The organism is Methylobacterium sp. Leaf85 (assembly GCF_001422125.1).
Classification (GTDB): Bacteria; Pseudomonadota; Alphaproteobacteria; order Rhizobiales; family Beijerinckiaceae; genus Methylobacterium; species Methylobacterium bullatum.
Genome location: NZ_LMME01000034.1, coordinates 232,059 through 257,544, shown reverse-complemented (window position 1 = coordinate 257,544; position 25,486 = coordinate 232,059). Strand labels below are relative to the sequence as shown.

The 25,486-nt window shown below is 69.6% G+C and carries 29 protein-coding genes and 1 pseudogene; 17 read left to right on the top strand and 13 right to left on the bottom strand.

The window, feature by feature from the left end; genetic code table 11:
* Positions 1–55: 55 nt before the first annotated feature.
* From rutR to puuE, 3 genes and pseudogenes are all read right to left on the bottom strand, one after another.
* Positions 56–697: an HTH-type transcriptional regulator RutR gene (gene rutR, locus ASF08_RS22390; RefSeq protein ID WP_056149770.1), complete on the bottom strand. Its 642-nt coding sequence runs from the start codon at positions 695–697 to the stop codon at positions 56–58.
* A gap of 88 nt (positions 698–785) precedes the next feature.
* The gene (locus ASF08_RS25130) at positions 786–1,241 is read right to left on the bottom strand and encodes a hypothetical protein (protein ID WP_156629688.1); all 456 of its coding nucleotides are present in this window, start codon (positions 1,239–1,241) and stop codon (positions 786–788) included.
* Positions 1,242–1,246: 5 nt separating this feature from the next.
* A pseudogene (gene puuE, locus ASF08_RS22385) lies at positions 1,247–2,164 on the bottom strand (allantoinase PuuE); the annotation flags it as partial.
* A gap of 104 nt (positions 2,165–2,268) precedes the next feature.
* Here puuE and ASF08_RS22380 point away from each other — a divergent pair.
* The 9 genes from ASF08_RS22380 (at position 2,269) to chrA (ending at position 9,196) form a co-directional block, all read left to right on the top strand.
* A complete protein-coding gene (locus ASF08_RS22380) occupies positions 2,269–2,556 on the top strand; it encodes a type II toxin-antitoxin system RelE/ParE family toxin (RefSeq protein ID WP_210322883.1) in 288 nt (95 codons plus the stop codon).
* Positions 2,557–2,596: 40 nt separating this feature from the next.
* Complete coding sequence (locus ASF08_RS22375; RefSeq protein ID WP_056149621.1) at positions 2,597–2,887, top strand: addiction module antidote protein; 291 nt, start codon at positions 2,597–2,599, stop codon at positions 2,885–2,887.
* 66 nt (positions 2,888–2,953) lie between these two features.
* Positions 2,954–3,574 carry an urease subunit gamma gene (locus tag ASF08_RS22370; RefSeq protein ID WP_082473327.1) on the top strand — a complete coding sequence of 207 codons (621 nt, stop codon included), beginning with the start codon at positions 2,954–2,956 and terminating at the stop codon, positions 3,572–3,574.
* A complete protein-coding gene (locus ASF08_RS22365; protein WP_056149620.1) occupies positions 3,571–4,131 on the top strand; it encodes an HD domain-containing protein in 561 nt (186 codons plus the stop codon). Before ASF08_RS22370 ends, ASF08_RS22365 begins: the two co-directional genes overlap by 4 nt.
* Positions 4,131–5,858, top strand: a complete 1,728-nt coding sequence (gene ureC, locus ASF08_RS22360) for an urease subunit alpha (RefSeq protein ID WP_056149618.1) — start codon at positions 4,131–4,133, stop codon at positions 5,856–5,858. The genes ASF08_RS22365 and ureC overlap by 1 nt, the downstream gene beginning before the upstream one ends.
* Positions 5,855–6,388 carry an urease accessory protein UreE gene (locus ASF08_RS22355; RefSeq protein WP_200931892.1) on the top strand — a complete coding sequence of 178 codons (534 nt, stop codon included), beginning with the start codon at positions 5,855–5,857 and terminating at the stop codon, positions 6,386–6,388. Before ureC ends, ASF08_RS22355 begins: the two co-directional genes overlap by 4 nt.
* Before the next feature lie 79 nt (positions 6,389–6,467).
* The gene (locus ASF08_RS22350) at positions 6,468–7,142 is read left to right on the top strand and encodes an urease accessory protein UreF (RefSeq protein WP_056149763.1); all 675 of its coding nucleotides are present in this window, start codon (positions 6,468–6,470) and stop codon (positions 7,140–7,142) included.
* An 11-nt stretch (positions 7,143–7,153) separates the two neighbouring features.
* The gene (ureG, locus tag ASF08_RS22345) at positions 7,154–7,783 is read left to right on the top strand and encodes an urease accessory protein UreG (RefSeq protein WP_056149616.1); all 630 of its coding nucleotides are present in this window, start codon (positions 7,154–7,156) and stop codon (positions 7,781–7,783) included.
* 198 nt (positions 7,784–7,981) lie between these two features.
* Positions 7,982–9,196, top strand: coding sequence for a chromate efflux transporter (chrA, locus tag ASF08_RS22340; RefSeq protein ID WP_056149613.1), 1,215 nt, complete (start codon positions 7,982–7,984; stop codon positions 9,194–9,196).
* Between the two features lie 48 nt (positions 9,197–9,244).
* On the opposite strand, the gene ASF08_RS22335 is transcribed toward chrA, so the two are convergent.
* On the bottom strand, positions 9,245–9,625 hold the full coding sequence (locus ASF08_RS22335) for a hypothetical protein (RefSeq protein ID WP_056149612.1): 381 nt from the start codon (positions 9,623–9,625) through the stop codon (positions 9,245–9,247).
* A complete protein-coding gene (locus ASF08_RS22330) occupies positions 9,625–10,542 on the bottom strand; it encodes a hypothetical protein (RefSeq protein ID WP_056149610.1) in 918 nt (305 codons plus the stop codon). The genes ASF08_RS22335 and ASF08_RS22330 overlap by 1 nt, the downstream gene beginning before the upstream one ends.
* A 265-nt stretch (positions 10,543–10,807) precedes the next feature.
* Between ASF08_RS22330 and ASF08_RS22325 the strand changes: the two genes are divergently transcribed.
* The 3 genes from ASF08_RS22325 (at position 10,808) to ASF08_RS22315 (ending at position 12,655) form a co-directional block, all read left to right on the top strand.
* The gene (locus tag ASF08_RS22325) at positions 10,808–11,395 is read left to right on the top strand and encodes a nitroreductase family protein (protein ID WP_056149608.1); all 588 of its coding nucleotides are present in this window, start codon (positions 10,808–10,810) and stop codon (positions 11,393–11,395) included.
* Between the two features lie 8 nt (positions 11,396–11,403).
* Positions 11,404–12,015 (top strand): flavin reductase family protein, encoded by a 612-nt coding sequence (locus tag ASF08_RS22320; RefSeq protein ID WP_056149605.1) that lies wholly within the window; start codon positions 11,404–11,406, stop codon positions 12,013–12,015.
* 181 nt (positions 12,016–12,196) lie between these two features.
* Positions 12,197–12,655, top strand: a complete 459-nt coding sequence (locus ASF08_RS22315; RefSeq protein ID WP_056149604.1) for a hypothetical protein — start codon at positions 12,197–12,199, stop codon at positions 12,653–12,655.
* Positions 12,656–12,688: 33 nt separating this feature from the next.
* Here the strand turns inward: ASF08_RS22315 and ASF08_RS22310 are convergent, their stop codons facing one another.
* Together ASF08_RS22310 and ASF08_RS22305 are read right to left on the bottom strand one after the other, a co-directional pair.
* Entirely contained in the window at positions 12,689–13,354 is a 666-nt protein-coding gene (locus ASF08_RS22310) for an aldolase/citrate lyase family protein (RefSeq protein ID WP_056149602.1), read from the bottom strand.
* 49 nt (positions 13,355–13,403) lie between these two features.
* A complete protein-coding gene (locus ASF08_RS22305; RefSeq protein ID WP_056149600.1) occupies positions 13,404–14,321 on the bottom strand; it encodes a LysR family transcriptional regulator in 918 nt (305 codons plus the stop codon).
* A gap of 99 nt (positions 14,322–14,420) precedes the next feature.
* On the opposite strand from ASF08_RS22305, the gene ASF08_RS22300 reads away from it, so the two are divergent.
* The 4 genes from ASF08_RS22300 to ASF08_RS22285 all read left to right on the top strand — a co-directional run bounded on the left by ASF08_RS22300 (position 14,421) and on the right by ASF08_RS22285 (position 19,405).
* Positions 14,421–15,590 (top strand): MFS transporter, encoded by a 1,170-nt coding sequence (locus ASF08_RS22300; protein WP_056149598.1) that lies wholly within the window; start codon positions 14,421–14,423, stop codon positions 15,588–15,590.
* A gap of 116 nt (positions 15,591–15,706) precedes the next feature.
* On the top strand, positions 15,707–16,858 hold the full coding sequence (locus ASF08_RS22295) for a lytic transglycosylase (protein ID WP_056149596.1): 1,152 nt from the start codon (positions 15,707–15,709) through the stop codon (positions 16,856–16,858).
* Positions 16,855–18,447, top strand: a complete 1,593-nt coding sequence (locus ASF08_RS22290) for a DUF2336 domain-containing protein (protein ID WP_056149594.1) — start codon at positions 16,855–16,857, stop codon at positions 18,445–18,447. The genes ASF08_RS22295 and ASF08_RS22290 overlap by 4 nt, the downstream gene beginning before the upstream one ends.
* 64 nt (positions 18,448–18,511) lie before the next feature.
* Complete coding sequence (locus ASF08_RS22285; protein ID WP_056149758.1) at positions 18,512–19,405, top strand: EamA family transporter; 894 nt, start codon at positions 18,512–18,514, stop codon at positions 19,403–19,405.
* Positions 19,406–19,626: 221 nt separating this feature from the next.
* Here ASF08_RS22285 and ASF08_RS22280 read toward each other — a convergent pair whose 3' ends face one another.
* Positions 19,627–20,397 (bottom strand): NAD kinase, encoded by a 771-nt coding sequence (locus ASF08_RS22280; protein ID WP_018043637.1) that lies wholly within the window; start codon positions 20,395–20,397, stop codon positions 19,627–19,629.
* A gap of 86 nt (positions 20,398–20,483) precedes the next feature.
* On the opposite strand from ASF08_RS22280, the gene cutA reads away from it, so the two are divergent.
* Entirely contained in the window at positions 20,484–20,804 is a 321-nt protein-coding gene (gene cutA, locus ASF08_RS22275; protein ID WP_056149591.1) for a divalent-cation tolerance protein CutA, read from the top strand.
* Positions 20,805–20,906: 102 nt separating this feature from the next.
* Here the strand turns inward: cutA and ASF08_RS25125 are convergent, their stop codons facing one another.
* The 5 genes from ASF08_RS25125 to ASF08_RS22255 form a co-directional block, all read right to left on the bottom strand.
* Complete coding sequence (locus ASF08_RS25125; RefSeq protein WP_156629687.1) at positions 20,907–21,074, bottom strand: hypothetical protein; 168 nt, start codon at positions 21,072–21,074, stop codon at positions 20,907–20,909.
* Positions 21,075–21,263: 189 nt separating this feature from the next.
* Positions 21,264–21,509, bottom strand: coding sequence for a hypothetical protein (locus ASF08_RS22270; RefSeq protein WP_238253892.1), 246 nt, complete (start codon positions 21,507–21,509; stop codon positions 21,264–21,266).
* A gap of 106 nt (positions 21,510–21,615) precedes the next feature.
* Positions 21,616–22,911, bottom strand: coding sequence for an oxalate/formate MFS antiporter (gene oxlT, locus ASF08_RS22265; RefSeq protein ID WP_056149589.1), 1,296 nt, complete (start codon positions 22,909–22,911; stop codon positions 21,616–21,618).
* Between the two features lie 644 nt (positions 22,912–23,555).
* Complete coding sequence (locus ASF08_RS22260) at positions 23,556–24,689, bottom strand: glycosyltransferase (RefSeq protein WP_056149588.1); 1,134 nt, start codon at positions 24,687–24,689, stop codon at positions 23,556–23,558.
* Positions 24,686–25,438 (bottom strand): lysophospholipid acyltransferase family protein, encoded by a 753-nt coding sequence (locus ASF08_RS22255; RefSeq protein ID WP_056149586.1) that lies wholly within the window; start codon positions 25,436–25,438, stop codon positions 24,686–24,688. Before ASF08_RS22255 ends, ASF08_RS22260 begins: the two co-directional genes overlap by 4 nt.
* Between the last annotated feature and the right edge of the window lie 48 nt (positions 25,439–25,486).

The window sequence follows — 25,486 nt, the reverse complement described above, 5'->3', positions numbered from 1 at the left end:
TCGCGAGCCTCGCCGATGGAGCGGGATTCCGCCGGCGGGGCTCGTTTCCCAGTGCCTATCGCAGGCCGAGCCCGGTGAGGATCAGGGCCTGCGTACTCGCCACGGTGCTCTCGAAGAAGTCGGATTCGTCGAGGCTCCGGCCCGTGACCGCATCCACCTGGACCGCGAAATCGGCGTAGTGCTGGGTGATCGCCCAGATCGAGAAGATCAGGTGGTGGGGGTCGTGGGCACCGATGCGGCCCTGGTCGATCCAGCCACGCAGGATCGCCGCCTTGCTCTCCACCAGCCCGCGCAAGGGGCCTTCGAGTTCGGCCCGCAGGAGCGGCGCGCCCTGGACGATCTCCAGGCAGAACAGCCGCGAGGCCTGCGGCGCGTCCCGCGACAGGGTGAGCTTGGCGCGGATATAGGCCCGGATCGCCTCGGCCGGATCGCTGTCGGCGTCGAGTTCCTGCAGCGGGTCGAGCCAGACGTCGAGGCCGCGTCGGAGCACCGCCAGATACAGGTCCTCCTTCGAGGGGAAGTAATAGAGCAGGTTCGCCTTCGACAGCCCGGCCCGCTCGGCGAGCCGGTCCAGGCTCGCTCCGTGCAGGCCGAGCCCCGAAAAGATCTCGAGCCCCGCATCGAGGATCGCCTCGCGCCGCGCCTCGCCGTCCTTGCGGCGACGGCGGGCGGGGGGCTTGTCTGCGATCACCGGCACCTGGTCGTCTCCTGGTGCCCCGACCGAGGCGATACCGTCACGATGCATGTCGATCTCGAAAGCGCTTGTTCGTCCGGTATCGTCACACTCAAGGAGTGCAGGACAGGTCGGCTGAAACCGCCCGACACGTCCGTGTCCACTCGCCCACGAGGCTGCAGTCGCTCAGGGTCATCGTCTCGGCGCCTGTGCCGAAGGAATAGGTACACCTTTCGAGTGGTTTGCTGCCGACCCACCCGTCACCGGGAAAACCCAGAAGCTCGATTTCGGTCTGCGAGCCGCGATACTGGCCTTCACTCTGAAATGATTCCTTGTGGGCATGAGAAAAGATGCTTGTCCCAAGTCGACCGTTTTTCCCGAAGCACAGTGTTTTGCTGCCTGGACTTTCACCGCCATCCAGATTCCGAGGCTTCATATCTTTCGTCCAGCAGCCTCCCAAGTCCAAGGCTGCTTTCGTCTTCTTCGCGGCTGCAGGTTGAGCGAGCACTGTGATCAGTGCCAATGCATGGGCGAAAAGAAAGAATCTCTTCCAGTCGCACATGGTCATGCCCCCGCCGGGTGATGGTCGATCCAGTGCCGGGCGATGTCGATCCGTCGTGCCACCCAGACGTCCTCATGGGCGGCGATATGGTCGAGGAAGCGGGCCAGCGCCCCGATCCGGCCCGGCCGTCCGACGAGACGGCAATGCAGCCCCACCGACATCATCTTGGGCGCGGTCTCGCCCTCCGCGTAGAGCGCATCGAACGTGTCGCGCAGGTAGGTGAAGAAGTGGTCGCCGGTGTTGAACCCCTGCAGCGCGACGCAGCGCATGTCGTTGGCGTCGAGCGTGTAGGGCACCACGAGGCCCCGCCCGCTCGGTTCCTCGATCCAGTAGGGCAGGTCGTCGGCGTAGGAATCGGCGAGCCAGGTGAAGCCGGCCTCCACCCCGAGATCGACGGTGTGGACCGAGGAGCGGCCCGTGTACCAGCCCAGCGGCCGCTCGCCGGTGATCTCCGTGTGGATGCGGATCGCCTCGTCCATATGCGCCTTCTCCTCCTCGCGGGTGAAGTCGCGGTAGTCGATCCATTTCAGGCCGTGGCAGGCGATCTCCCAATCGGCCTCCTTCATGGCCGCGGCGATGTCGGGGTGACGGGCCAGCGCCGTGGCGACGCTGAACACGGTGACGGGAATGTTCCGCGCCTGGAGCAGCCGCCAGATCCGCCAGAAGCCCGCACGCGAGCCGTATTCGAACATCGATTCCATGTTCATGTGCCGCTGGCCCGGCCACGCCTGGGCGCCGACGATCTCCGACAGGAACGCCTCCGAGGCAGCATCGCCATGCAGGATGCAGTTCTCGCCGCCCTCCTCGTAGTTGAGCACGATCTGCACCGCGATCCGCGCGCCGCTCGGCCAGCGCGGATGGGGCGGGTTGCGGCCGTAGCCGACGAGGTCGCGGGGATAGGTCACGGGGCCTGCCGTTCGGATGGACATATGGACGTTCGACGCACAGTCCTGCCACGACCTGTCCCCTCGATCCAGATCGCGCCTGCTCCATCGATTGTAAAAACGTAGTCCATAAGCTACATTCCTGAATCATGGACATGCGCCGCACCGACGTGTTCGACGGCTGGCTCAGGGGCCTTCGCGACACCCGCGCAACGGCACGGATCGCGCTGCGCCTCGACCGTCTCGCCCATGGCAATCCTGGCGATGTAAAGCCCGTCGGAGAGGGCGTGAGCGAACTGAGAATTGATTATGGGCCCGGCTACCGGATCTATTTCGTTCGTCGGGGCGAGGCTCTCGTCATTCTCCTGTGCGGCGGTGACAAAGGAAGCCAGGATCGCGACATCGCTCGGGCCAAGGCGATCGCGCGGACCGTGTGAGGTGAGACTCCTAAAGCGAGAACTCCGCAAGGAATGAGCGATGACCACGACCCAGCCCTATGATTCCGCCGATTATCTCGACACCGATGAAGCGGTGGCCGAGTATCTGGCCGCTGCGTTCGAGGAGGGAGACGCCGCTCTCCTGCGACATGCGCTCGGCGTCGCCGCGCGCGCTCATGGCATGACCCAGATCGCCAGAGAGACGGGTCTCTCCCGCGAGAGCCTGTACCGAGCCCTGTCCGACGAGGGCAATCCGAGCCTCGATACGACCATGCGCGTCCTGAAAGCCCTCAACCTGCGCTTGACGACGACGGTGGTCCCGGCTCCCTAGGAACGGCCTGCGCATGGTCCTTGCCTGCGCGTCACCGCACCCCGCGACCAACACCCGAGGTTTCCCGTGCTCCTGACCCCGCGCGAAAAGGACAAGCTCCTCGTCGCCATGGCCGCCCAGGTCGCCCGCAACCGGCTCGCCCGCGGCGTCAAGCTGAACTATCCCGAAGCGATCGCGCTCATCACCGATGCGGTGGTGGAGGGCGCGCGGGACGGCCGCTCGGTCTCCGAACTGATGCAGGCGGGCGCCCATGTCCTCACCACCGACCAGGTGATGGAGGGCATCGCCGAGATGATCCACGACATCCAGGTGGAGGCGACGTTCCCGGACGGCACCAAGCTCGTCACCGTCCACCACCCGATCCGCGGCGCGCCCTCATCGGACGTGCCCGGCACGGTGACGACGCTTCCGGGTGAGATCGTCTTCAACGACGGCGCCCCGCGCACCCTGCTCACCGTGTCCAATGTCGGCGACCGGCCGATCCAGGTCGGCTCGCACTACCATTTCTACGAGGTGAATCCGGGCCTGACCTTCGAGCGCGAGAAGGCGAGGGGCCAGCGCCTCGACATCGCGCCGGGCACGGCGGTGCGGTTCGAGCCGGGCGCCACGCGGGAGGTCTCCTTGGTGCCGCTGCTCGGCGCGCGGACGGTCTACGGGTTCCGCGGCGACGTGATGGGTACGCTATGAGCGACGAGACGTCCCGTCTGCGCGACGGCATCCTCCTCGTCACCCGTGCCGCCGAGTTCGCCGCGCGGCGTCACGTGGGGCAGACCCGGAAGGGTGCGGCGCGCGAGCCTTACGTGAACCACCTCGCCGAGGTGGCCTCGCTCCTGGCCGCGACCGCCGAGGAGCCCGACGCGCATCTCGTGGCGGCGGGCTGGCTCCACGACACGGTGGAGGATACCGGGACGAGCGGCGAGGAGATCGAGCAATTGTTCGGTCGGCGCGTCGCCGAACTCGTGGCCGAAGTGACCGACGACAAGTCGTTGCCCAAGGCCGAGCGCAAGCGTCTCCAGGTCGAGCAGGCGCCGCACAAGTCGCCCGGCGCCCGCGCCCTCAAGATCGCGGACAAGATCAGCAACCTGCATTCCCTCGTGGCGAGCCCTCCGGACGATTGGAGCGCGGAGCGCGTGGCGAACTACATCGATTGGGCGAAAGAGGTCGTCGCCGGCTGTCGCGGCGTCAACGCGGCGCTGGATGCGCTTTTCGACCGCGCCGTCGCAGAGGCACGAGAGGCCGCCTGATGTCCAACACACCCCGCCCCGCCTCCCTCGCCCGCTCGGCCTATGCCGACATGTTCGGCCCCACCACCGGCGATAAAATCCGCCTCGCCGACACCTCCCTCGTCATCGAGGTGGAGCGCGACCACACCACCTATGGCGAGGAGGTGAAGTTCGGCGGCGGCAAGGTCATCCGCGACGGGATGGGGCAGTCGCAGGTGACGAATGCCGATGGCGCGGTGGACACCGTCATCACCAACGCCGTGGTCCTCGACCATTGGGGCGTGGTGAAATGCGATGTCGGCATCGTGAAGGGGCGGATCTTCAAGCTCGGCAAGGCCGGCAACCCGGACATCCAGCCGGGCGTCGACATTATCGTCGGCCCCGGCACCGAAGTGATCGCCGGCGAAGGCAAGATCCTCACGGCCGGCGGGTTCGACAGCCACATCCACTACATCTGCCCGCAGCAGATCGAGGAAGCTTTGTGCTCGGGCGTCACCACCATGATCGGCGGCGGCACCGGCCCGGCGCACGGCACTTTCGCCACCACCTGCACCCCCGGCCCCTGGCATCTCGCCCGGATGATCGAGGCGGCGGACAGTTTTCCGATGAACCTCGCCTTCGCCGGCAAGGGCAACGCCTCGCGGCCCGAGAGCCTGGTCGAGATGGTCCGCGCCGGGGCCTGCGCCCTGAAGCTCCACGAGGATTGGGGCACGACGCCCCAGGCCATCGACACCTGCCTCACGGTGGCCGACCTGCATGACGTGCAGGTGATGATCCATTCCGACACGCTCAACGAATCCGGCTTCGTCGAGGACACGATCCGCGCCTTCGCGGGGCGGACCATCCATGCCTTCCACACCGAAGGAGCGGGGGGCGGACACGCGCCGGACATCATGAAGGTGGCGGGGCTGATGAACGTGCTCCCGTCCTCCACCAACCCGACGCGCCCGTATACGAAAAACACCATCGACGAGCATCTCGACATGCTCATGGTCTGCCACCACCTCGATCCGGCGATTCCCGAGGATCTCGCTTTCGCCGAAAGCCGCATCCGCAAGGAGACCATCGCGGCCGAGGACATCCTGCACGATATCGGCGCGCTCTCGATGATGTCGTCGGACAGCCAGGCCATGGGCCGGGTCGGCGAGGTCGTCATCCGGACCTGGCAGACGGCGGACAAGATGAAGCGCCAGCGCGGGAGCCTGCCGGGCGACACCTCCGGCAACGACAACCTGCGCGCCCGCCGCTACATCGCGAAATACACGATCAATCCGGCCATCGCGCACGGCGTCTCGGCCCATGTCGGTTCGGTGGAGGCCGGCAAGCTTGCCGATCTCGTGCTGTGGACGCCGGCCTTCTTCGGGGTGAAGCCGGACCTCGTGATCAAGGGCGGCATGATCGCCACCGCGCCCATGGGCGACCCGAACGCCTCGATCCCCACGCCCCAGCCGGTGCATTACCGCCCGATGTTCGGGGCCATCGGCCGCTCGCCCTTCGCCACAGCGCTCACCTTCGTCTCGAAGGCCGCCATCGAGGACGGGCTCGGCGAGAGGCTCGGGGTGCAGAAGCGGCTCGTCGCCGTGGAGAACGTGCGCGGCGGCATCTCGAAGAAGAGCATGATCCTCAACGACGCCACGCCGACCATCGAGATCGACGCGGAGACCTACGACGTGCGCGCCGATGGCGAGTTGCTGGTCTGCGAGCCGGCCGAGGTGCTGCCGATGGCGCAGCGGTATTTCCTGTTTTGAGCTCTTCCCGGATCCGCGCCACGAAAGTGATCCGCCGAGACGCGCTCTCCGGCGAGATCGTCGACCGCATCGTCCTCGACCATGGCGACCGGCATCGCCGCCGCATGGCCATGCGCGGGGTCGGCGGCCTGTCCTTCCTGCTCGACCTGCCCGAGCCGACGGTCCTCGACGACGGCGACGCCCTGGTGCTGCAGGATGGCCGTCTCGTCTGGGTCGAGGCCGCGCCCGAGCGCCTGCTCGAGATCCGGGCCGCCGACGACCTCGCCCTCAAGCGCCTGATCTGGCATATCGGCAACCGGCACATCCCGGCCGAGATCGGCACGGACGCGGTCCATATCGCCTACGACCATGTGCTGGCCGAGATGGTGCGGGGCTTAGGGGGGACGGCCGAGCCGGTGGAGCGTCCGTTCCGGCCCGAGGGTGGTGCGTATGCCGGCGAGGCCGCCGGGCACCACCACGGGCATGGCCATGCCCACGATCATGGGCACGACCACCCTCATCCGCACAGCCACGGCGCGGTGTCCGGTTGAGCTTCGTCCTATGCCCCCATCCTCTGCCGGTTCGGGCTTCCAGGGAAGGGCGCCCGGTATGATGAGGGGCGAATCCCCGATGATCGACACCGTCCGGCTCATGGCCTGGCTCTCGCCGGGCTATCCCGTCGGGGCCTATGCCTACTCGCATGGGCTCGAATGGGCGGTGGAATGCGGCGATGTCGGAGGCGAGGCTTCGCTGCTGGCATGGCTCGGCGACGTGCTCGAACGGGGCGCGGTGCGCACCGACCTGATTCTTCTGGCCCATGCCCATGCCGCCGCCGAGGCGGGGGACATTCCGGCGCTGGCGGAGGTCAACGACCTCGCCGTCGCCCTGGCGCCCACGCGCGAACTCCATCTCGAGACGACCCAGCAGGGGCGCAGCTTCCTCGACGCTACCCGCGCCGCCTGGGGAAGCGCGGATCTCGACCGGTTGAGCGAGGCATTGCCCGGCGAGGTGGCCTACCCGGTGGCGGTGGGGCTCTCGGCCGGCACCCACCGCATGGCGCTCGCCCCGGTGCTCGCCGGGTTCGGCCTCGCCTTCCTGCAGAACCTCGTCTCGGCGGCGCTGCGCTGCGCGCCCATCGGCCAGAGCGCCGGCACGCGGGTCATCGCGTCCCTCACCCCCCGGGTGGCGGCTTTGGCCGCGGCCATCCCGCCCCTGAGCCTTGCGGAGATCGGCACCGCGACCCTGCGCCTCGATCTCGGCTCGGCCCGGCACGAGACTCAGTACTCCCGGATTTTCCGCTCGTGAAAGACCCCGTCATGACCTCACTGAACGGCCCCTCACCGAACGGCCCCCTGCGCGTCGGCATCGGCGGCCCCGTCGGCTCCGGCAAGACCGCCCTGATGGAGCAGCTCTGCAAGCGCTTCCGCGATCGCTTCGAGATCTGCGCCATCACCAACGACATCTACACCAAGGAGGATGCCCGCATCCTCACCGTGGCCGGCGCCTTGCCCGAGGAGCGGATCATGGGCGTCGAGACCGGCGGCTGCCCGCATACGGCGATCCGCGAGGACGCCTCGATCAACCTCGCGGCGGTGGCCGAGATGCGCCGCCGCTTCCCGAAGCTCGACCTGATCCTGATCGAATCCGGCGGCGACAACCTCGCCGCGACCTTCTCGCCGGAGCTCGCCGACCTCACCCTCTACGTCATCGACGTCGCCGGCGGCGAGAAGATCCCGCGTAAAGGCGGCCCTGGCATCACCCGGTCCGATCTCCTCATCGTCAACAAGACCGACCTCGCCCCCATGGTCGGCGCCGATCTCGGGGTGATGGAGGCGGATACCCGGCGCATGCGGGGCACGCGGCCCTACGTGTTCTCCTCCCTGCGCGAGGGACATGGCGCCGACACGGTGGCCCGCTTCATCGTCGAGGCCGGCGGGCTGGGATAGGTTGCCTCCGCGGAAATCATCCGATCAACCCACCTCATCCTGAGGCGGCGCAGCGCAGCGGAGCCCTCGAAGGAGGCCTCCAGCGATCGCCAGCCAGGCTGGAGCCCTCCTTCGAGGCCGCTTCGCGGCACCTCAGGATGAGGAATTCGGGTAGGAAGACGTCGCGGGAGCGAGCCCGCCGCCTCGAGGTCCTCCCACGTGACGACACCCCTTTTCGCCCGCGAGGGTTCCGTGCGGGAAGTCTTTCTCGCCTTCCTCAAGCTCGGCCTCACCGCCTTCGGTGGCCCGATCGCCCATCTCGGCTACTTCAGCGCTGAGTTCGTGCATCGCCGCCGCTGGCTCGACGAGGCGGCCTATGCCGACCTCGTGGCCCTGTGCCAGTTCCTGCCGGGGCCGGCCTCGAGCCAGGTCGGGTTCTCCCTCGGGGTGATGCGGGGCGGGGGGCTCGCCGGCGGGCTCGCGGCCTGGGCCGCCTTCACCCTGCCCTCGGCGCTCCTTCTCGTGGCCTTCGCCTATGGGGCGGACGCCCTCGGCGGCCCGGTCGGATCGGGCATCGTCCACGGGCTGAAGCTCGTCGCCGTGGCGGTGGTGGCGCAGGCGGTCTGGGGCATGGGCCGCACCCTCGCGCCCGATGCCACCCGCGCGGCCATCGCCTTTGCCGCCCTCGCCCTGACCACGGTGCTGGCCGGATCGACCGGTCAGGTCGCCGGCATCGGTCTCGGAGCCGTTGCCGGGCTCGCGGTCTGCCGCCGGGCATCCGGAGCGGCGGGCGGGCATCTCGGCATCCCGGTCTCGCGCCGGGCCGGCGCGGTGGCCCTCCTCCTGTTCGGCCTGTTCCTCGCGGTCCCGCCGTTCCTGGCCAGATCCCTGTCCTCGCAGGGGCTCGCCCTGTTCGATGCGTTCTACCGCTCCGGCGCCCTCGTCTTCGGCGGTGGCCACGTGATGCTACCGCTCCTGCGAACGGCCCTGGTGGAAACCGGCTGGATCGGCCCGGATGCGTTCCTCGCCGGCTACGGCGCGGCGCAGGCGGTGCCGGGGCCGCTCTTCACCTTCGCGGCCTATCTCGGCGCGGCCCTCGGACCGCAGCCGAACGGTCTGCCCGGGGCCGCCATCGCCCTCGTCGCGGTGTTCCTGCCGGGATTGCTCCTGGTCTACGGAGCATTGCCCTTCTGGGATGCCGTCCGCGAAAGACCCCTGGCGCAGGCGGCCATGCGCGGCGCCAACGCGGCGGTGGTGGGGATTCTCGCCGCCGCGCTCTACGATCCGCTCTGGACCGGCGCTGTCCTCGGCCCTCGCGATTTCGCCGTGGCGGCCGGTGCGTTCCTGCTCCTGACGATCGGGGCGGCCCCGCCCTGGATCGTGGTCGTGTTCACGGCCGTCGCGGGGGCGAGCCTGGCGGTGGTGGGGGGCTGACGCCCGAGCTTCATCGATTCGACGTCGCCGGAGCGAATCGGGAAGCGATCACCCGTCGCAATTCGCCGAGAGCAGCGCGAGTGTGCGTTGGAAACCCTGGTACTGCGCCATGCTGGACGGGTGCCGGATCTCGGCGGCGTCGGGCATGATGCCGGAAAAGCCCGACCCCGGATCGGCGACGAACGGGCGCGGGCCGACATGGGCGCCCATCCGGTTGGTGACGTCGACCTCGCCGCAGATGGCGCCCGCCTTGCCCCGGCGCAGCCGGCCATAGCGCGCCTCGGCCGGGCTCTTGAGCCCCCTGCCGACCAGCGCCATCGCGGACGCCGACATCTCGGCCCCGATCGTGGCGTCGGACCCGTCGATGACGGTCTGTGCCGTGGCGGGCGCGGCGGCGAGAAGGGCGACGGCGAGGACGACGGCGCGCATCAGGAGGCCTTCGCCACCACTTCGATATCCCGGTCCATCCCGCTTTCCACCTTGAACTCCCGTGTGAAGACCTGGCCGTCGTGGCGCGCGATGAGGACGTAGTCGCCCTCCGCCAGGGTGACCTGCGGGAAGGCGCCGATGGCCTCGCGGATCGTGTCGCCGCCCGGCGTCAGCACGCTGAAGGCGGTGCCGGCGAAGGCCTCGGCGCCGGGCGCAGCCACGAGCTTGAGGGTGACGGTGGCGGCCCGGTGGTTGAGGGTGGCGTCGGTGACCTTGCCGTTCTCCACCTTGAGGTCGGCGCGCTGGATCGCGTTCGATTCCCCGTAATTCGAGACCACGTGGTAGGTCCCCTCCGGCAGGCGGATCAGCTCGCCCGCCTTCACGCCGCTGCGCACCAGGCGCCCTTCCGAATTGGTGCCGATGGGCACGAAGACCGAGAAGGCGAGGTCGGCGGGGGTGATCTTCATGTCGCCGATGGCACCCGAGAGCTTGAGCGCCCCCGCGGTGATCGTCAGGCGGTCGCTGAGTGCCGCGCCCGCCATGGTGATGCGCTTCGAGGCTGTGGCGAAGCCGTAGGTGACGGTGGCGACATAGCCGCCGGGCGCCAGGGTGAAGCTCGGATCCGCCGCCTCGGAGCGCGCGACGATGTTCGGCCGCACCCCATCGGACCGATCCTCGTAGATGCGCCAGGCGAGGCCGGAGCGCACCGGCTGGTTGCTGCCCGCGAACAGGGCGGTGAGGGTGAGGGGCGCCTCGCCCTCCACGGGGGGAAGCGGCAATTGCGGCCCCGTGATCGAGGGGGAGGGCAGGGCCGGGCCGTTGCGACCGCCGAACGGGCCGCGTTCCTGCGCCAGCACCGGCAACGCCGCCATCGACATGGCTCCCGTCACCGCGAGCGCGCGCATTACCGGTCCCATCCGCTGTCTCCTTTACGGGTCCGCCCCGCACGGGTCCACCCCGCACGGGTCCGCCATGCATGGCGGCGATTGCCAAGCTGCGGGCCGCACGGCATGTTTTCGCTTGTCGGCCGTTCCTTTGCCGAATGCGACATCCCGCTTTGGATCCGGACCGTGGCGGCTCCAAGGCCGACGCCTCTTATCGATCGCCGAAGCGGCCCGCCTCGCCTCGCACCGGCCGCCCGGCGGTGCCCCCCACGTCCCTCATTCGCGCCGAACAGGTTCCATGGACACCATATCCGACATGCCGCGGAACGACACAATCGACCTCCTGCGCGTCCGCCGCTCCGTTCCGCCGGTCAATCTCGACGGGCCGGGTCCGAGCGCCGGAGAGCTCGATGCGATCCTCACCGTCGCCGCGCGCGTGCCCGACCATGGCAAGCTCAGCCCCTGGCGCTTCCTGGTGATCGAGGGTGAGGCCCGCCTGCGCGTGGGCGACACCATCGCGGAGGCCTACGCGGCGGATCATCCCGAGGCCGATGCCAAGCGCCTCGACCTGGAGCGCCACCGCCTCGCTCACGCCCCCCTGGTGGTCGCCGTCGTCTCCAGCGCCGCCCCCCACGTCAAGATCCCGGAATGGGAGCAGGTGCTGTCGGCGGGCGCCGTCTGCATGAACCTCGTCGTCGCGGCCAATGCGGCGGGCTTTTCCACCGCCTGGCTGACCGAGTGGTTCGCCTACGACCGCCGCATCCTCGACGCGCTGGGCCTCGACCCGCGCGAGAAACTGGCCGGCTTCATCCATGTCGGCCGCGCCCGCGAGGTCCCGAGCGACCGCCCGAGACCCGTCCTGTCCGACATCGTCACACGAGTCTGAGCGGCGCCATGCATTACGATTCCGAGAACCGCACCCTGCCGCACAACCCGCTGAAGGCCCTGGTGGCGCCCCGGCCCATCGGCTGGATCAGCGCGATGAACGAGCAGGGCCACGTCAACCTCTCCCCCTATTCCTACTTCAACGCCGTCGCCACCGGCCCCGACATGGTGATGTTCTCGTCCTTCGGCCGAAAGGACGCGATGACCTTCGCGGAGGAGGGCGGGGAGTTCGTCTGCAACTTCGCCACCTACGGGCTGCGCGACGCCATGAACGCCACCTCGGCCCCCCTCGCCCGGGGCGACAGCGAGTTCGTCGCGGCCGGTCTGACGCCGGTGCCCTCGCGCAAGGTGCGTCCGCCACGGGTCGCCGAATCCCCCGCCGCCCTGGAATGCCGGTGGCTCCAGACCGTGCCCCTGACACCTCTCGACGGCAGCGAGGCCAGTCACTTCCTGGTGATCGGCCAGGTCGTGTCGATCTATGTCGACGATGCCTTCGTCAAGGATGGCCGGGTCGATACCGGCGCGATGCACCCGCTCCTGCGCGGTGGCTATTTCGACTATTTCAGCGTCACCGACGAGGCACGTTTCGAGTTGAAGCGCCCTCTCGGAGCGGGTCAGTAGCCTCGTCTCAGCCTCTATCCCGCAAGAGGTGCAAGCTCAGCCATGGACAAGGGCGGCCGGGGAGTGCTTCGTGTCAAAAAGGGAACCAAGGCCGGGGCCGAATGCTTAATGGGCCGAGCCGCCGTGGGGCAGCTCATTTCCGCGAACCGCCTGAGGGGGCGCTCGCAGAGGTCTGCATCGTATGATCGTCAAGTTCACTGTACCGCTCCTCATCGCCGCCGGTCTTGCGACTCCCGCCCTGGCACAAGCGACGAACCGCCCGCCGACCATGCTGATCCATGGCAATTACTGCGGGCCCGGCAACAATGCTCCACTCCCGCCCATCGATGCCCTCGACGCGGCCTGCGCCCGGCACGACGCCTGCACGCCGGATGGCGGGCTGCCGACCAAGGCCTGTAACCTGCGTCTCCAGCGCGAGGCCGCGCTGGTCTCACGCGACGTGCGCCAGTCCGACGATCTCCGCTCGCTCGCCGGCCTGATCTCGGTGACCGCCTCGATGATGCTGGCGGATACGGCACCGCGTTCCACCCCCACCACGACGGCGACCCCCGTCAGCCACGACGCCGTCTCGCCCGAGGCCCAGCGCGGGCCGGATACTCGGGCCGTGTCGGCGGTCGAGGATGGCGAGGACGCCGAATAGGTCGTCTCCGAAGCGCATTCACGCTGAAGCGCTTCATCCCTGGCATCGTCCGCTGAATTCCCTGACGAATCCTGCCTGATCCGGTTCGAGGACGAGCTTCGCCTCGAACCCGTCATCCCGTGCCGACTCGACCTCACCGGCGAGGTCGCCCCCGGGCAGGCATGGCGTATCGATCGCCGTGACCCTCGCCGCCGCGGCGGTGAGGCGAACCAGGGCGCGGACCTGGGCGAGAGGCGAGCTCAGCCCGCCCGCGCGATCGCGGGCGGTGGGCGCTCCGACTTCGGCCTTCATGGCCGCGGCGTCCCAGGCGATGCCGACGAGGCGTTCCCCCGCATCCGCGAGGGTGTGCAGGGCCAGCGCGCCCCTTGCCGTTTCGATGAAGGCGAGGATCTGCGTCGCCCCATCGGTCAGCCCCTGCATCGCCTCCTCGACGGCGAGGCGCGCGCCGAGGCGCATGACGTCGCGGGCGCCCTCGCAACGGGGCAGGACGATTCCGTGCGGTGCCGCGGCCATCATCGCCGGGAGGTCGCGTTCCAGGTCGTGCGAGCGCAGGTAGAACAGTGGCGCGCCCTGTCGGCGCTCGGGGAAGAAAGCCGGCGACGCGAGGCCCGTCACGTCCACGATCAGCGCATGCGCGTCGCTCGCCATCGCCGCCGCGACGGTTCGTGCGTCGCCGGGGACGATCAGGAATGCGCGCATGACGGCCTCTCCGAGGGGTTGGTGCGGGACGCCCGATCGCCGAGCACCGTCATGGAACCGGTCCCTGGCCGCGGCCCATGCGCTCGGCGAGGAAATCCACCAGCACCCGGATGCGGGCGGGCATGGCCGGGCCGCCGACGAACACCGCATGGATCGCCTCCCGGTCCTGGGGATTGTACGCCTCCAGAAGCGGCATGAGGCGGCCCGCTGCGAGATCCTCCGCAATATGGAAGGTGCCGACGCGGGTGATGCCGATGCCCTGCAGGGCGAGTTGCACCAGGGTCTCACCGTTATTCGCCGCGATGTTGCCGCGCACCGCCAGGAGGTGGTCGCGCCCGTCCTCGCGGAACGGCCAGCCCGGCTCGATCCGGCGGAAGTTGAAGTCGAGGCAGTTGTGGCTGCCCAGATCCGCCGGGATCCCTGGCGTGCCGGCGCGGGCGAGATAGGCGGGCGAGGCCACGACCATCCGGCCGGTCTCGCCGAGGCGCCGGGCGGTGAGCGGGCTGTCGGCCAGCGGCCCGAACCGGATCGCGAGATCGGCCCGCCCGCCGATCACGTCCGCGACCTCGTCGCTGAGATCGATCTCCACCACGATCCCCGGATGGCGCGCGACGAAATCGCCGATGAGGGGAACTACCACACGCCTGCCATGGGCCATCGAAGCGCTGACGCGGACCCGGCCGCGCGGGCAGCCCTGGTCGGCGATCTGCGCTTCGGTCTCGTCGAGATCGGCGAGGATCCGCCGCGCCGCCCGGGCATAGGTCTCGCCCTCGGCGGTGAGGTGCAGGGAGCGCGTGGTACGCACGAGGAGCCGGACGCCGAGCCGGGATTCGATGCGTGCCACCACCCGGCTCACGGCCGAGGGCGTCAGGCCGAACCGGCGCGCCGCCGCCGACAGGCTGCCTTCCTGGGCCACGGCGAGGAAGAGGGCCATGTCACCCGCCCGGTCGACCCTGTCGCGCAGCATTGATGCCTCCGGCGCACGGATGTTGGTCCCAGCCCGATACTACCTGGGAGAGGCGGTATCCGCCATGTGCTGGTCTGGAACAGACGGAAAGCACTCATCATGAGACTCAACCTTCCCCTGCTGGCGCTCTCGGCCGGTGCCTTCGGCATCGGCGTCACCGAGTTCACGCCGATGGGCATGCTGCCCCTGATCGCCAACGACCTCCAGGTCTCGATCCCGGCGGCGGGCCTCGTCGTCAGCGCCTACGCGATGGGCGTGCTCCTCGGCGCGCCGCTGATGACGCTGGCCTTCGCCCGGATGCCGCGCCGCCGCCTGCTCGTCGGATTGATGGGCATCTTCACCCTTGGCAACCTCCTCTCGGCGATGGCCGACAGCTACGCGATGCTGGTCGTCGCCCGCCTCGTCACCTCCCTGAACCATGGCGCGTTCTTCGGGGTCGGGGCGGTGGTGGCGGCGGGTATCGTGCCGCCCGAGCGCCGCGCCGCCGCCGTCGCCGCGATGTTCTCCGGGCTCACCATCGCCACCATCGGCGGCGTGCCGCTGGCGGCCTGGATCGGGGAGATGCTCGGCTGGCGTGCGGCTTTCTGGGGCATCGCCGCGGTGGGGGCCGTGGCCATGCTGTCGCTGCGCCTGGCCCTTCCGCCCCTCGAGGCCGAGGCCGGTGGCGACATGCGGGCCGAACTCCGCGTCCTCATGCGGGGGCCGGTGCTCGCCGCCCTCGCCCTGACCGTGCTCGGGTCGAGCGCGATGTTCACGGTGTTCACCTACATCGTGCCGATCCTGCGGATCGAGACCGGGGCCGCGACGCCGTTCGTGACGGCGATGCTGGTGCTCTACGGAATCGGCCTCACCGTGGGCAACTGGGCCGGCGGGCGCTTCGCCGACCGCTCGGTGGACGGCACGCTCTTCGCCTCGCTGGGCGGACTCGTGATGGTGCTGGCCCTCTTCGCCTGGGGCGTGCGCTGGGAGGTGCCGGCCGCCATCCTGATCTTCCTCTGGGGCGTCGCCAGTTTCGCCCTGGTGCCCCCGCTCCAGATGCGGGTGATGGAGCAGGCGCAAGGGGCGCCCAACCTCGCCTCGGCCATGAATATCGGTGCGTTCAACCTCGGCAATGCCATCGGTGCCGCCGTCGGCGGAGGCGTGATCGATGCGGGTCTCGGCTACCCGGCCGTTCCCCTCGCCGGTGCCGCCATGGCCGCTGCGGGCCTTGCGATGCTGGTGGCCCTGCGCCGGGGGCGGCGCGGGGCGGCGGAACCTGTCGCGTCCTGAAACTTATGCAGGTTCGGGACGGCGCGGACGGCGCTTCCTTTAATCTTTGTTTACCATGATCGGAACAGGTTGAGACTCAGGCCGACATCGTCAGGTCCGCCTGCAGCCGGACGGCCATGTTCCTCTTCACCACGCCCCCCGCCAGCACTCGCGAGACCGGCCTCGGCCGGGACGCGGGCACGCGGAACGGGGCGACCACGGGGACGCCCGCCGGATCGGCTTCGGCGGGCGTGGTCGATGCGATCCGCAGCGGCGCGCGCAGCACCGGCACCGAGTTCGACTACCTTCTCGCCACGGCCAAGCGCGAATCCTCCCTCGACCCCTCGGCCAAGGCCGCCACCTCCTCGGCCACCGGGCTGTTCCAGTTCATCGAACAGACCTGGCTCGGGACGATGAAGAATGCGGGACCCAAGCTCGGCCTCTCGGCCTATGCCGACGCCATCACCGCCAGACCCGACGGCACCTACACGGTGCAGGACGCCTCGGCCCGCCAGACCATCCTGGATCTGCGCCGTGACCCGGCGGTGGCCGCCACCATGGCGGGCGCCCTGACCCAGCGCAACGGCGAGGCGCTCACCGCCGCCCTCGGGCGCGAGCCCACCAGCGGCGATCTCTACGCCGCCCATGTCCTTGGTGCGCGCGGGGCGGCGACCCTGATCGGCACCGCTCAGGCGAGTCCGGCCCGCGCCGCCGCCCTCGACATGCCGGAGGCGGCCGCCGCCAACCGGAGCCTGTTCTACGACAAGACCGGCCGGCCTCGGGGCGCCGCCGAACTCTACGCCCTCCTGTCCGCCAGCCAATCCGCCTCGCGGCCCGCCCCCACGGCCCTGGCGGGCGCCGCCATCGAGCCGGCCTCCACCGCCGATCCCGTCTCTGCCTATGCGGCCATCGACGGCGGCGGATTGCGGGCGCTGTTCCAGACCGACAAGCGCCAGGGGGCGATGTCCGAGGGGGTCGCCCGCCTGTGGCAGGGCAGGGCCGCGTCGCCGCCGGCCTCTTCGCCGCAGCCGACCCGCAGCGCGCCCACCTATTTCCCGCGCTCGGACGGGACGGGAGAGACGGCCTCGACAACGGCTGCAATCCCCGTAGAGCCGGCGAAGGTCGCGGCGACGGCGTCGCTTGCCCCCGCCCCGGCCACCGCTCTCGTCGGCGCTCCGCTGCCCCCGCGCCGGCCCGCCGAATTCACCGCCGCCGCCTCCCGGCAGGCCGGCACCGTCGCCTCCAAACCTCTCGATCTCTCACTCTTCGCGACCCGGAGCGGTCAATGATCATCCGCCAATTCCTGTCCTGGACCCGTGACGCCTCCATCGACCGTCGCGCGGAGGCGGCGGCGGCGCTGACCCGGGCCTATCTCTATGGCGGGCTCGATGCCGGGGCGGCGCGCGACGCGCGCTCGGCGATCCTGGCGCTCCTCGACGACCCGGCCCCCGCCGTGCGCCGCGCCCTGGCGCAGGCCTGCGCCGGTTGCGCCACCGCGCCTCGGCCGCTGGTCGTGGCCCTGGCCGGCGACCAGCCCGACATCGCCGCCCTGGTCCTGCGGCGCTCGTCCGTCCTCACCGATGCGGATCTCGTCGACGGCATCGCCGTCGGCTGCGAGACCACCCGCACCGCTATCGCCGGCCGGCTCGGCCTCTCCCACGCGGTGTCCGGGGCCATGGCCGAGATCGGCGGCGTCCCCTCCCTCACCGCCCTGGTGCGCAACCGGAGCGCCGGCATCACCACCGGAAGCCTGCTGCGCATGGTGGAGCGGCACGGCGACGATGCCGGCCTCAGGAACGCCCTGACGATACGGGCCGATCTACCCCTCGAAGTGCGGCAAGCCGTCACCGCCCGCGTGGCGGCATCCCTCTCGGCCTTCGCCGTCGCCTCGGGCTGGCTCACCCCGGCGCGCGGGGAGCGGGCGAGCCGCGAAGCCCTGGAGCGCAGCACCCTGGAGGTGAGCGCCGGGGCCGACGGGGCGGACCTCGCCCGCCTCGTGAGCCATCTGCGCATCCGGGGCCAGCTCAATGCCGGCCTGATCCTGCGGGCGATCCTGTCGGGCCGCATGGCCTTCGCGGAGGCGGCCTTGTCCGATCTCACCGGCCTGAAGGCCGACCGCGTGGCCGGGCTGATGCACGACCCCTCCGCCTCGGGCTTCGCCGCCCTCCACCGCCGCGCCGGATTGCCGGCCGTTCTGCTGCCTGCCTTCGTGGCCGCACTCTCGGCCTGGCGCGAGGCCGATCTCCAGGCCGAGCCCGGCCAAGCCAAGCCCGGGAGTGCCACCCTGTCGCGCCGGATGATCGAGCGCGCGCTCACCGCCTGCGAGACCATGCCGCTCGCCGAGGCGCAGAGCGTCATGGCGCTTCTGGCCCGCTACGAGGCCGAGGCCGCCCGCGAGGAATCCCGCGTCGCCGCCAAGGCCATGGAGGCGAAGGCGAGCCGGGAGACCCGGACGCGCATGCAGATCCTCGACGTGGAATGGCGCCTGGCGCAGCAGCTCGTCTCCCAGCGGCCGGCCCAACCCACGCCGCTGGCGCTTCAGCCCATCCGCATCGACACCGTCGTCGAGCGGGGGAGGACGGTTGAAGCCGTGCTCGATTCTTTGTCCGACGGTCTGATGGCGAGTGTTCGCGAGGCGAGGGCGCAGGTTCGCCCGCTCGCCGCCGCGCCCATCGACCTGACCGGCCACGACCTCGTGACGATCGACGTGCCATCCATCGTCGTGTCCCAGCCGGAATTCGATGTCGTACCCGACCCCGTTCGGATCGATGTCGGCATGTCGCCGACCCGCGACGTCGATGCGGTCCTGGACGCGATTCCCGACGCCCTCATCGCCAGCTACCGCGCCGACCGCGACAGGATGCGCCTCGCCGCCTGACCCGGAGCGGCCATCCGGCGCCATGATCGTCGCCCCTTCGCCCTCATCCGGCTATGAGGGCGGCATGACAGGCACCGACACCCGAGCCGTTCTCGCCGGCCTCGCCCCCGTGGCCGCCCTGGTGGGCTCGATCGTCTGCCTCGTGATCGGCACCTCCTTCGCCAAACAGCTGTTCCCGGTCATCGGCGCGGAGGGCACCTCCGCCTACCGCGTCACCCTGGCGGCGGTGCTTCTGCTGGCCGTGTGGCGGCCCTGGCGCCGGACCCTCGGCCGGCGGGATGCCGGTGTGGTGGTGCTCTACGGGCTCGTGCTCGGCGGCATGAACCTGCTGTTCTACCTCTCCCTGCGGACGATCCCCCTGGGGCTCGCCATCGCCATCGAGTTCGTCGGGCCGCTCCTCGTGGCGGTGGCCTCGTCGCGGCGCGCCGTCGATCTCGTCTGGGTGGCGCTCGCCATGCTGGGGCTGTGCCTGCTGCTGCCCCTGGATCGGGCGAGCTCCGGCCTCGATCCCGTCGGCGTCGCCTGCGCGCTGGGCGCGGCCCTGTGCTGGGCGCTCTACATTCTCGTCGGCCAGAGGGCGGGGCACCTGCCCGGCGGGCAGGCGGTGGCCCTCGGCATGAGTGTCGCGGCCCTGGTGATCCTGCCCTTCGGGATCGCTCAGGCGGGCATGGCGCTGCTCTCGCCCTCCCTCGTCGTGGCCGGCCTCGCCGTGGCGATCCTGTCGAGCGCGATCCCGTATTCCCTGGAGATGGTGGCGCTACGGGGCCTGCCGCGCCAGACCTTCGGCATCCTGCTCAGTCTCGAGCCGGTCTGCGGCGCGCTCGCCGGCTTCCTCATCCTCGGGGAGCGCCTCACGCCCCTGCAGGGTGCCGCCATCGCCTGCATCATGGCGGCCTCGGTGGGTAGTACGGTCGGTGCGTATCGGGCGAAACGAGAGAATCTGCGTCAAGCTGGGTGAGCGAGGAAAATATAGTCCCTACAGTCTATTGCAGGCGTCCGTTCTTGCAATCGATGAGGATCTGCGTCGCTGACGCGGCACGTCTTGCCCCGGCGCTCCGGGCGCCCGCAAAACGTGCCGGCACTGACGGGGTCGGGAAAAGCCGCGCCCCTTCCCCGGACGGCTGGAGCGCCGGCGGGACCCGATCCGGCGGCCGGCGCGAGACGCCGCGCAGCGTCACGTCAGCCGAACTGTTCGCGAAGAATCCGCTCGTCGAGGCTGTGGCCGGGATCGTGGAGGAGGGTGAGGTCGGTCTTGAGGTCGAGCCAGGTCTCCACCGTGCAGACCCGGCGGAACTCGGTGTGGTCGGCCACCGCGGCCACCGGGCGATGCGCCGCGTCGAGCACCTCCACCTGGATGCGGGCGTGATCCGGCAGCAGGGCGCCGTGCCAGCGCCGGGGGCGGAAGGCCGAGATCGGGGTCAGCGCCAGGAGCCGCGAATTCAGGGGCAGGATCGGGCCGCCCACCGAGAGGTTGTAGGCGGTGGAGCCGGCGGGCGTCGCGCAGAGCACGCCGTCGGCGATGAGCTCGGGCAGGCGCACATGTCCGTCCACCGAGATCTTCAGCTTGGCGGTCTGGTGCGTCTGGCGCAGCATGTAGACTTCGTTGATGGCACGCGCCGTGTGCCGGCGCCCCTCCACGTCCACCGCCTCCATCATGAGCGGGTGGATGGTGCTGCGCTTGGTGCTCTCCAGCCGTTCGAGGAGGTTGTCCTCGCGCCACTCGTTCATCAGGAAGCCGACGGTGCCGCGATTCATGCCGTAGATCGGCGTGCCGGCCAGCATGAAGCGGTGGAGCGCCTGAAGCATCAGCCCGTCACCGCCCAAAGCCACGATCACGTCGGCCTCCTCGGGGGCGACGCTGTCGTAGCGCCGCATCAGCGTGTCCGCTGCGCTCCTCGCATCGGCGGTGGGGCTCGCGATGAAGGCGATCCTCTGGAAGCGCCGCGCCATGGATGATCGTCCGCTCGTGTTGACGCCGGGCTTCGCCGCGCGCCTCATTCCCCTCGGAACAGGCCGCTGACCCGGAGACCCATAGCATGGAGCGTCCGCTTCTCGTCTACACCACCTTTCCCGATGCCGAGACGGCGCTGGCCATCGGTGAGGAACTGGTGCGCGGGCGGCTCGCCGCCTGCGTCAACGTCCTGCCGGGAATGCGGTCGGTCTATTCCTGGAAGGGGGCGGTGGAGCGGGGCGAGGAGGTCGTCGCCATCCTCAAGACCCGGGAGGGCCTCGCCGATTCCCTCGCCGCCGCGCTGAGGCAGCGCCATCCCTACGAGACGCCGATCATCCTGCATCTCGCCACGAGCGGGGCCGATGCCGACACCGCCTCGTGGATTCTCGCTGAGACCGGCGGTTGAGGCGCGTCCGATCGCCATCCCGCCGGGCCATGAAAAACCCCGCCGCGGCGGGGCCTGGCGGGGAGAATCCGTGGGGGAGGGGCCCGATCGACCGGTCTCGGCTCAGGCAGCCAGACGGTAGGACGCCCGGGCGTTGTCGTTGATGGCGACGAACATGCCGGCGGAGGTGGTGCCGGCGACCGGCGGGGCCGATTCGGGACGATCCGTGAGCAGGGCCAGGGCGGGGCCGACGGCGACGGCGGCGAGACCGAGGATGAACAGAGCGATCATGAAAGGAGCCTCTCTTGCAACTGCAATGAAGCTTATATCGCACCGCACCATGATCCTTGGTATATCACATTCCGTATGACGCCCATGTTTCCGGCGCTGAGCTGCGCCGTCGTCTCGGCGGAGGCGATGCCGCGCGAGTGTAGCGTGTCGCTGTTCCGCGCCGCCTTTTCCTCTTCGGTCGAGGGCGTCTCAGCGATGGTTGCCGCCGGACATGCCGGGCATCAGCGGCAGCGTGTGATGCCCGTCGCCGAAGATGATGATGGATAGGGTCAGGCCCAGGGCCGCGACATACAGAACCGCGAAGAGATCCCGGTTGGCACCGGCCGTGGCGAGCACCAGGGCGGCGAACGGAATACTTTGGAGGGCGAGGATGGCGGCGATGTTCATCTCGGGCACTCCGGCGATGGCCGAGCAGAGTTGGACATGACGGCGCATGGGGCGACACGGGAGGGCGGACAGGAGGCGCCCCTCGGACGGGACGCCATCGGCTCCTTCGGTCGTGCCGGGCTCGCCCCGCCGGTCGGGCGGGGCGAGGGGTCGGTCAGGCGTGGGCCAGGGCGCCGGCCGGAGTGACCGAGCCGTTGGCGACGTGGTGGCGCTTGAGCATCGGCCGGAGGACGGCCACGGCCAGGAACGCGGCGAAGAGATCCATGATCGCCACCGTATACAGCACCGTCGCCCAGGTGCCCGTGGCCTGCATCAGGATGTTGCCGAGCGGGACGAACAGGGCGGCGAAACCCTTGGCGCAGTAGAGCACGCCGTAGATCTTGCCGATGTGCTTGGAGCCGAACGTATCGGCGGCCGTGGCGCTGAACAGCGAGTAGACCTCGCCCCAGGCCAGGAACACGATGCCGGACAGGATCACGAAGGCCCAGGGGTTCGAGCCGAAGTAACCGAGAGCGACGATGCCGATGCCCTCCATGGTGAAGGCGATGAACATCGTCTTCTCACGGCCGATCCGGTCCGAGATGTAGCCGAAGAGCGGCCGCGAGATGCCGTTCATGATCCGGTCGAGCATCAGCGCGAAGGGCAGGGCCGCCATGGCGAAGAAGTACAGGTTGACCTGGAACTCCTTCACGCCGAGATCCTGCGCGATGACGCCGAGCTGGGCCACGGCCATCAGGCCGCCGGTGACCGTGCAGGTGAACATGAGCAGCATGACGTAGAAGACCGGCGTGCGCAGGGCTTCCCCGAGGGTGTAGTCGCGCCGGCTCTGCAGGACCTTGGTCGAGAAGATGACCTGGTCCTTGGCCGGGGAGCGCAGGCCGATGGCGGCCAGCATGATGACCGCGCCCTGGATCAGGCCGAAGATGAAGAAGGCCTGGGCGTAGCTGCCGTGCGAGATCATGCTGGCGATCGGCAGGATCGTGAGGGCCGATCCGGCGCCATAGCCGCCCGCCGTCAGGCCGACCGCGAGGCCGCGCTTGTCCGGGAACCATTTCAGGGCGTTGTTGATGCAGGTGGCGTAGACGCAACCGACGCCGATGCCGCCGGCCACGGAGCCGAGATAGAAGCCCGTGAGCGAGGTGGCGTAGGAGTTGATGACCCAGGCGAGGCCGGTCATCAGACCGCCGAACATCACGACCCGGCTCGGGCCGTACTTGTCGATGAAGTAGCCTTCAATCGGGGTCAGCCATGTCTGCACCACGACGAAGATCGTGAAGGCGACCTGGATCGCGGCGCGGTCCCAGCCGAAGGTCTTCTGAATTTCCGGGACGAACAGCGTCCAGGCGTACTGAATGTTCGCCGCCGCGACCATACAGGCCACGCCGAGGACGAGTTGGAGCCATCGCTTTGAAGGTTGCGCCGTTATGGGCGCGGTCACGGACGTCGCCATGAGCTTTCTCCCTGATCATGGACATGGATACTTGAGGGCTTGGAGATCGAGGCACCCCAGCGGATCGGCTCCCTCGGCCGCGGCAAGTGATCGTCGGGATCAGAAGTCGTCGGCTGGTATTCAGTATTTGGCATATCAGATGTGCTGGCAAGCACCATAATGCATGTAAGGGCGGAGATTTGCTGGGATTTCGCGAAATCTTGCCCTATAACGCCCCACGAATGAGCAGGATGTTTCATCCACCACAGCCGGGGAAATTAATCGGGACGGGGCGGTCCCGGGGGTGACGAGAAGCGGGACCATCGAAGCCATCGCATTCCGAGCTGTTTGACTGGCACGGGCAGGCTATGATCGGATCCCTATCGGGGTAGACAATGTCGCGCCGCGTAGACCCGAGTATTCGATCTGCATAAATTATAAAACTAAGAGTTTTTGACATTTACGTCAAAAAAAACAAACACTTGGTATACTTCGTTCCACGGTCCGACGGACCTCGGTTCCGTCGACGCTTCATCGTCGTGACGCCGGGACTGTCCTTGCGTCACGGGGAGGGGAACCGTGCGCGCGGCCGTCACCCGGGGAAGCGGACGGGAGACGCCGCCGCTCGGAAACCTAGCCTCGCCTACGGCCGGGAAGAGGGCGAGTTACGCCCCCCGCACCGGATAGCTCCGCCCCTTCCACACCGCCGCTCCGGCGCGCTTAGGGTCCAGCAGGACGTTCCACTGGATCGCCAGGGCCACCACCACCCCGAACGGGTGGAGGAGGACGGTCGCGGCCGGCTCGTGGGTGATGAGGGTGATCGCCGCGCGGGTGGCGAGCGACACGACGAGGGCGGCGAGCGCCACCAGACCGGCCGTGGGTGTCGCGAGGCCGAAGGCGGCGGCGAGGACGAGGACGAGCGGCAGGACATGGCCCGCGAGCAGGAGCAGCGTCCAGACCGGGAGGGCGCGGGGCGTGGCCATGCCCTCATGGGCGTTCTTCGAGAACCCGGCCCAGGATTCGGCGAAGCTGCGGTACATCCGGCAGTTGGCGAGCGCGTGACCCGCCACGAGGTCGGTGCGATGACCGGCATGGCGCAGGATCCGGGGCAGGAACACGCCGTCATGCAGGCGTCCGCGGATGGCGCCGTGGCCGCCGGTCTCACCGTAGACGGAGCGGTCGATGAGGACGAGCTGGCCGCAGGCGGCGCCGAGAGCCGGACGGAGCGAGGCGCGCATCATCGGCACGGGGAGGTAGCCGACGAGGAGGAAGTTGATCATCGGCACGGTGAGCCGCTCGCCGAGGCTGCGCATGATCTGGCGTGGCACGGCGCTCACCAGGGCGGCCCCCGTGGCGCGGGCATGGGCGACGAGCCCCGCCGCGGCGCCGGGCGTCAGGGTGACGTCGGCGTCGATGAAGAGGAGGTGCCCGCCCCTCGCCTCGGCCGCGAGGGCGGCGCAGGCGTGGTTCTTCCCCGTCCAGCCCTCGGGCAGGGCGGGAACCGGGACGAGCCGGAGCCGGGGATCGGTCTCCGCCAGGGCGCGGACGAGGCCGGCCGTGGCATCGGTGGAATGGTCGTCCCCAACCAGCACCTCCACGGCGATGCCGGTGCTCGCCAGGGCGGCCCGCACCGTGCCGACGATGGTGCCCTCCTCGTCGCGGGCGGGGATCAGGATCGAGACCAGCCCGTCCTGCGCCGATTCCGGCTCCGGTGTGCGCAGGGCGATGAGGTTCGCGCAGGCCAGGATGGCGGGGAGGAGGGCGAAGGCGAGGGCGACGAGCGCCAGGACGAAGGTCACGGGGCTCTGTCTTTCTCGGAGCTGTGGGCCGGGTCGAAGCGGCGGCCGGTGAGGACGGCCCGCATCCGGCGCCAGCCGTCATAAATTCCGCCGATACCCTTGCCGCCGGAGGTCAGGGTCGTGAAGCGCTCGGGCTCGCGGGCGACGACGTCCGCGGAGAGCCGGTCGAGGGTGGCGGTCAGGTCGGCCTCCATCCGGGCCAGCCGCTCCGGGCGGGACAGCGCGAGGAGATCGGCACCCCGCACCGGCGTGCCGAAGGCCGCGAAGGCTTCGGCGCCTCGTTCTTCCCAGAAGGCGTAGTCCAGGGCGAGGGGCACGAACAGCGCGTCCGGGGCGATCTCGGGGAGTCTCGCCACTCCCGCGCGCAGGTCGAGCGGGCGGGCGCGGACATCGACGAAGCGTCCCTGCGCCGTGATCCAGAGCATCTGTCCGGGCGCGCCGAGGATCGCGCGGGAATGGGCAAGGAACTGCGCCGCCCCGCGCAGCGACTCGAGATCCACCGGAAACGCGCCGATTCGCCCGAAGACCGCGTATTTCTCCAGCGCCGCCGCATCGAACGGGGCGTGGCTCGTCCGCTCGGGAAACAGGCGGCCGGCCAGGAGGATCACCACGGCCGCGTCCCACCACGACGGGTGATTGAGGACGACGACGACGGGGCCGGGATGGCCGGTACAATCCGGCGCGCCCCAGCGGGCGAGCCGGAGCGCGTTCATGTGGCGGCGCAGGAACCGGTCGAAGTACCAGACCATGAACCGCCAGATCGGTGGCGAATGGCGCGGCGTGGGGGGAGCCGGCGG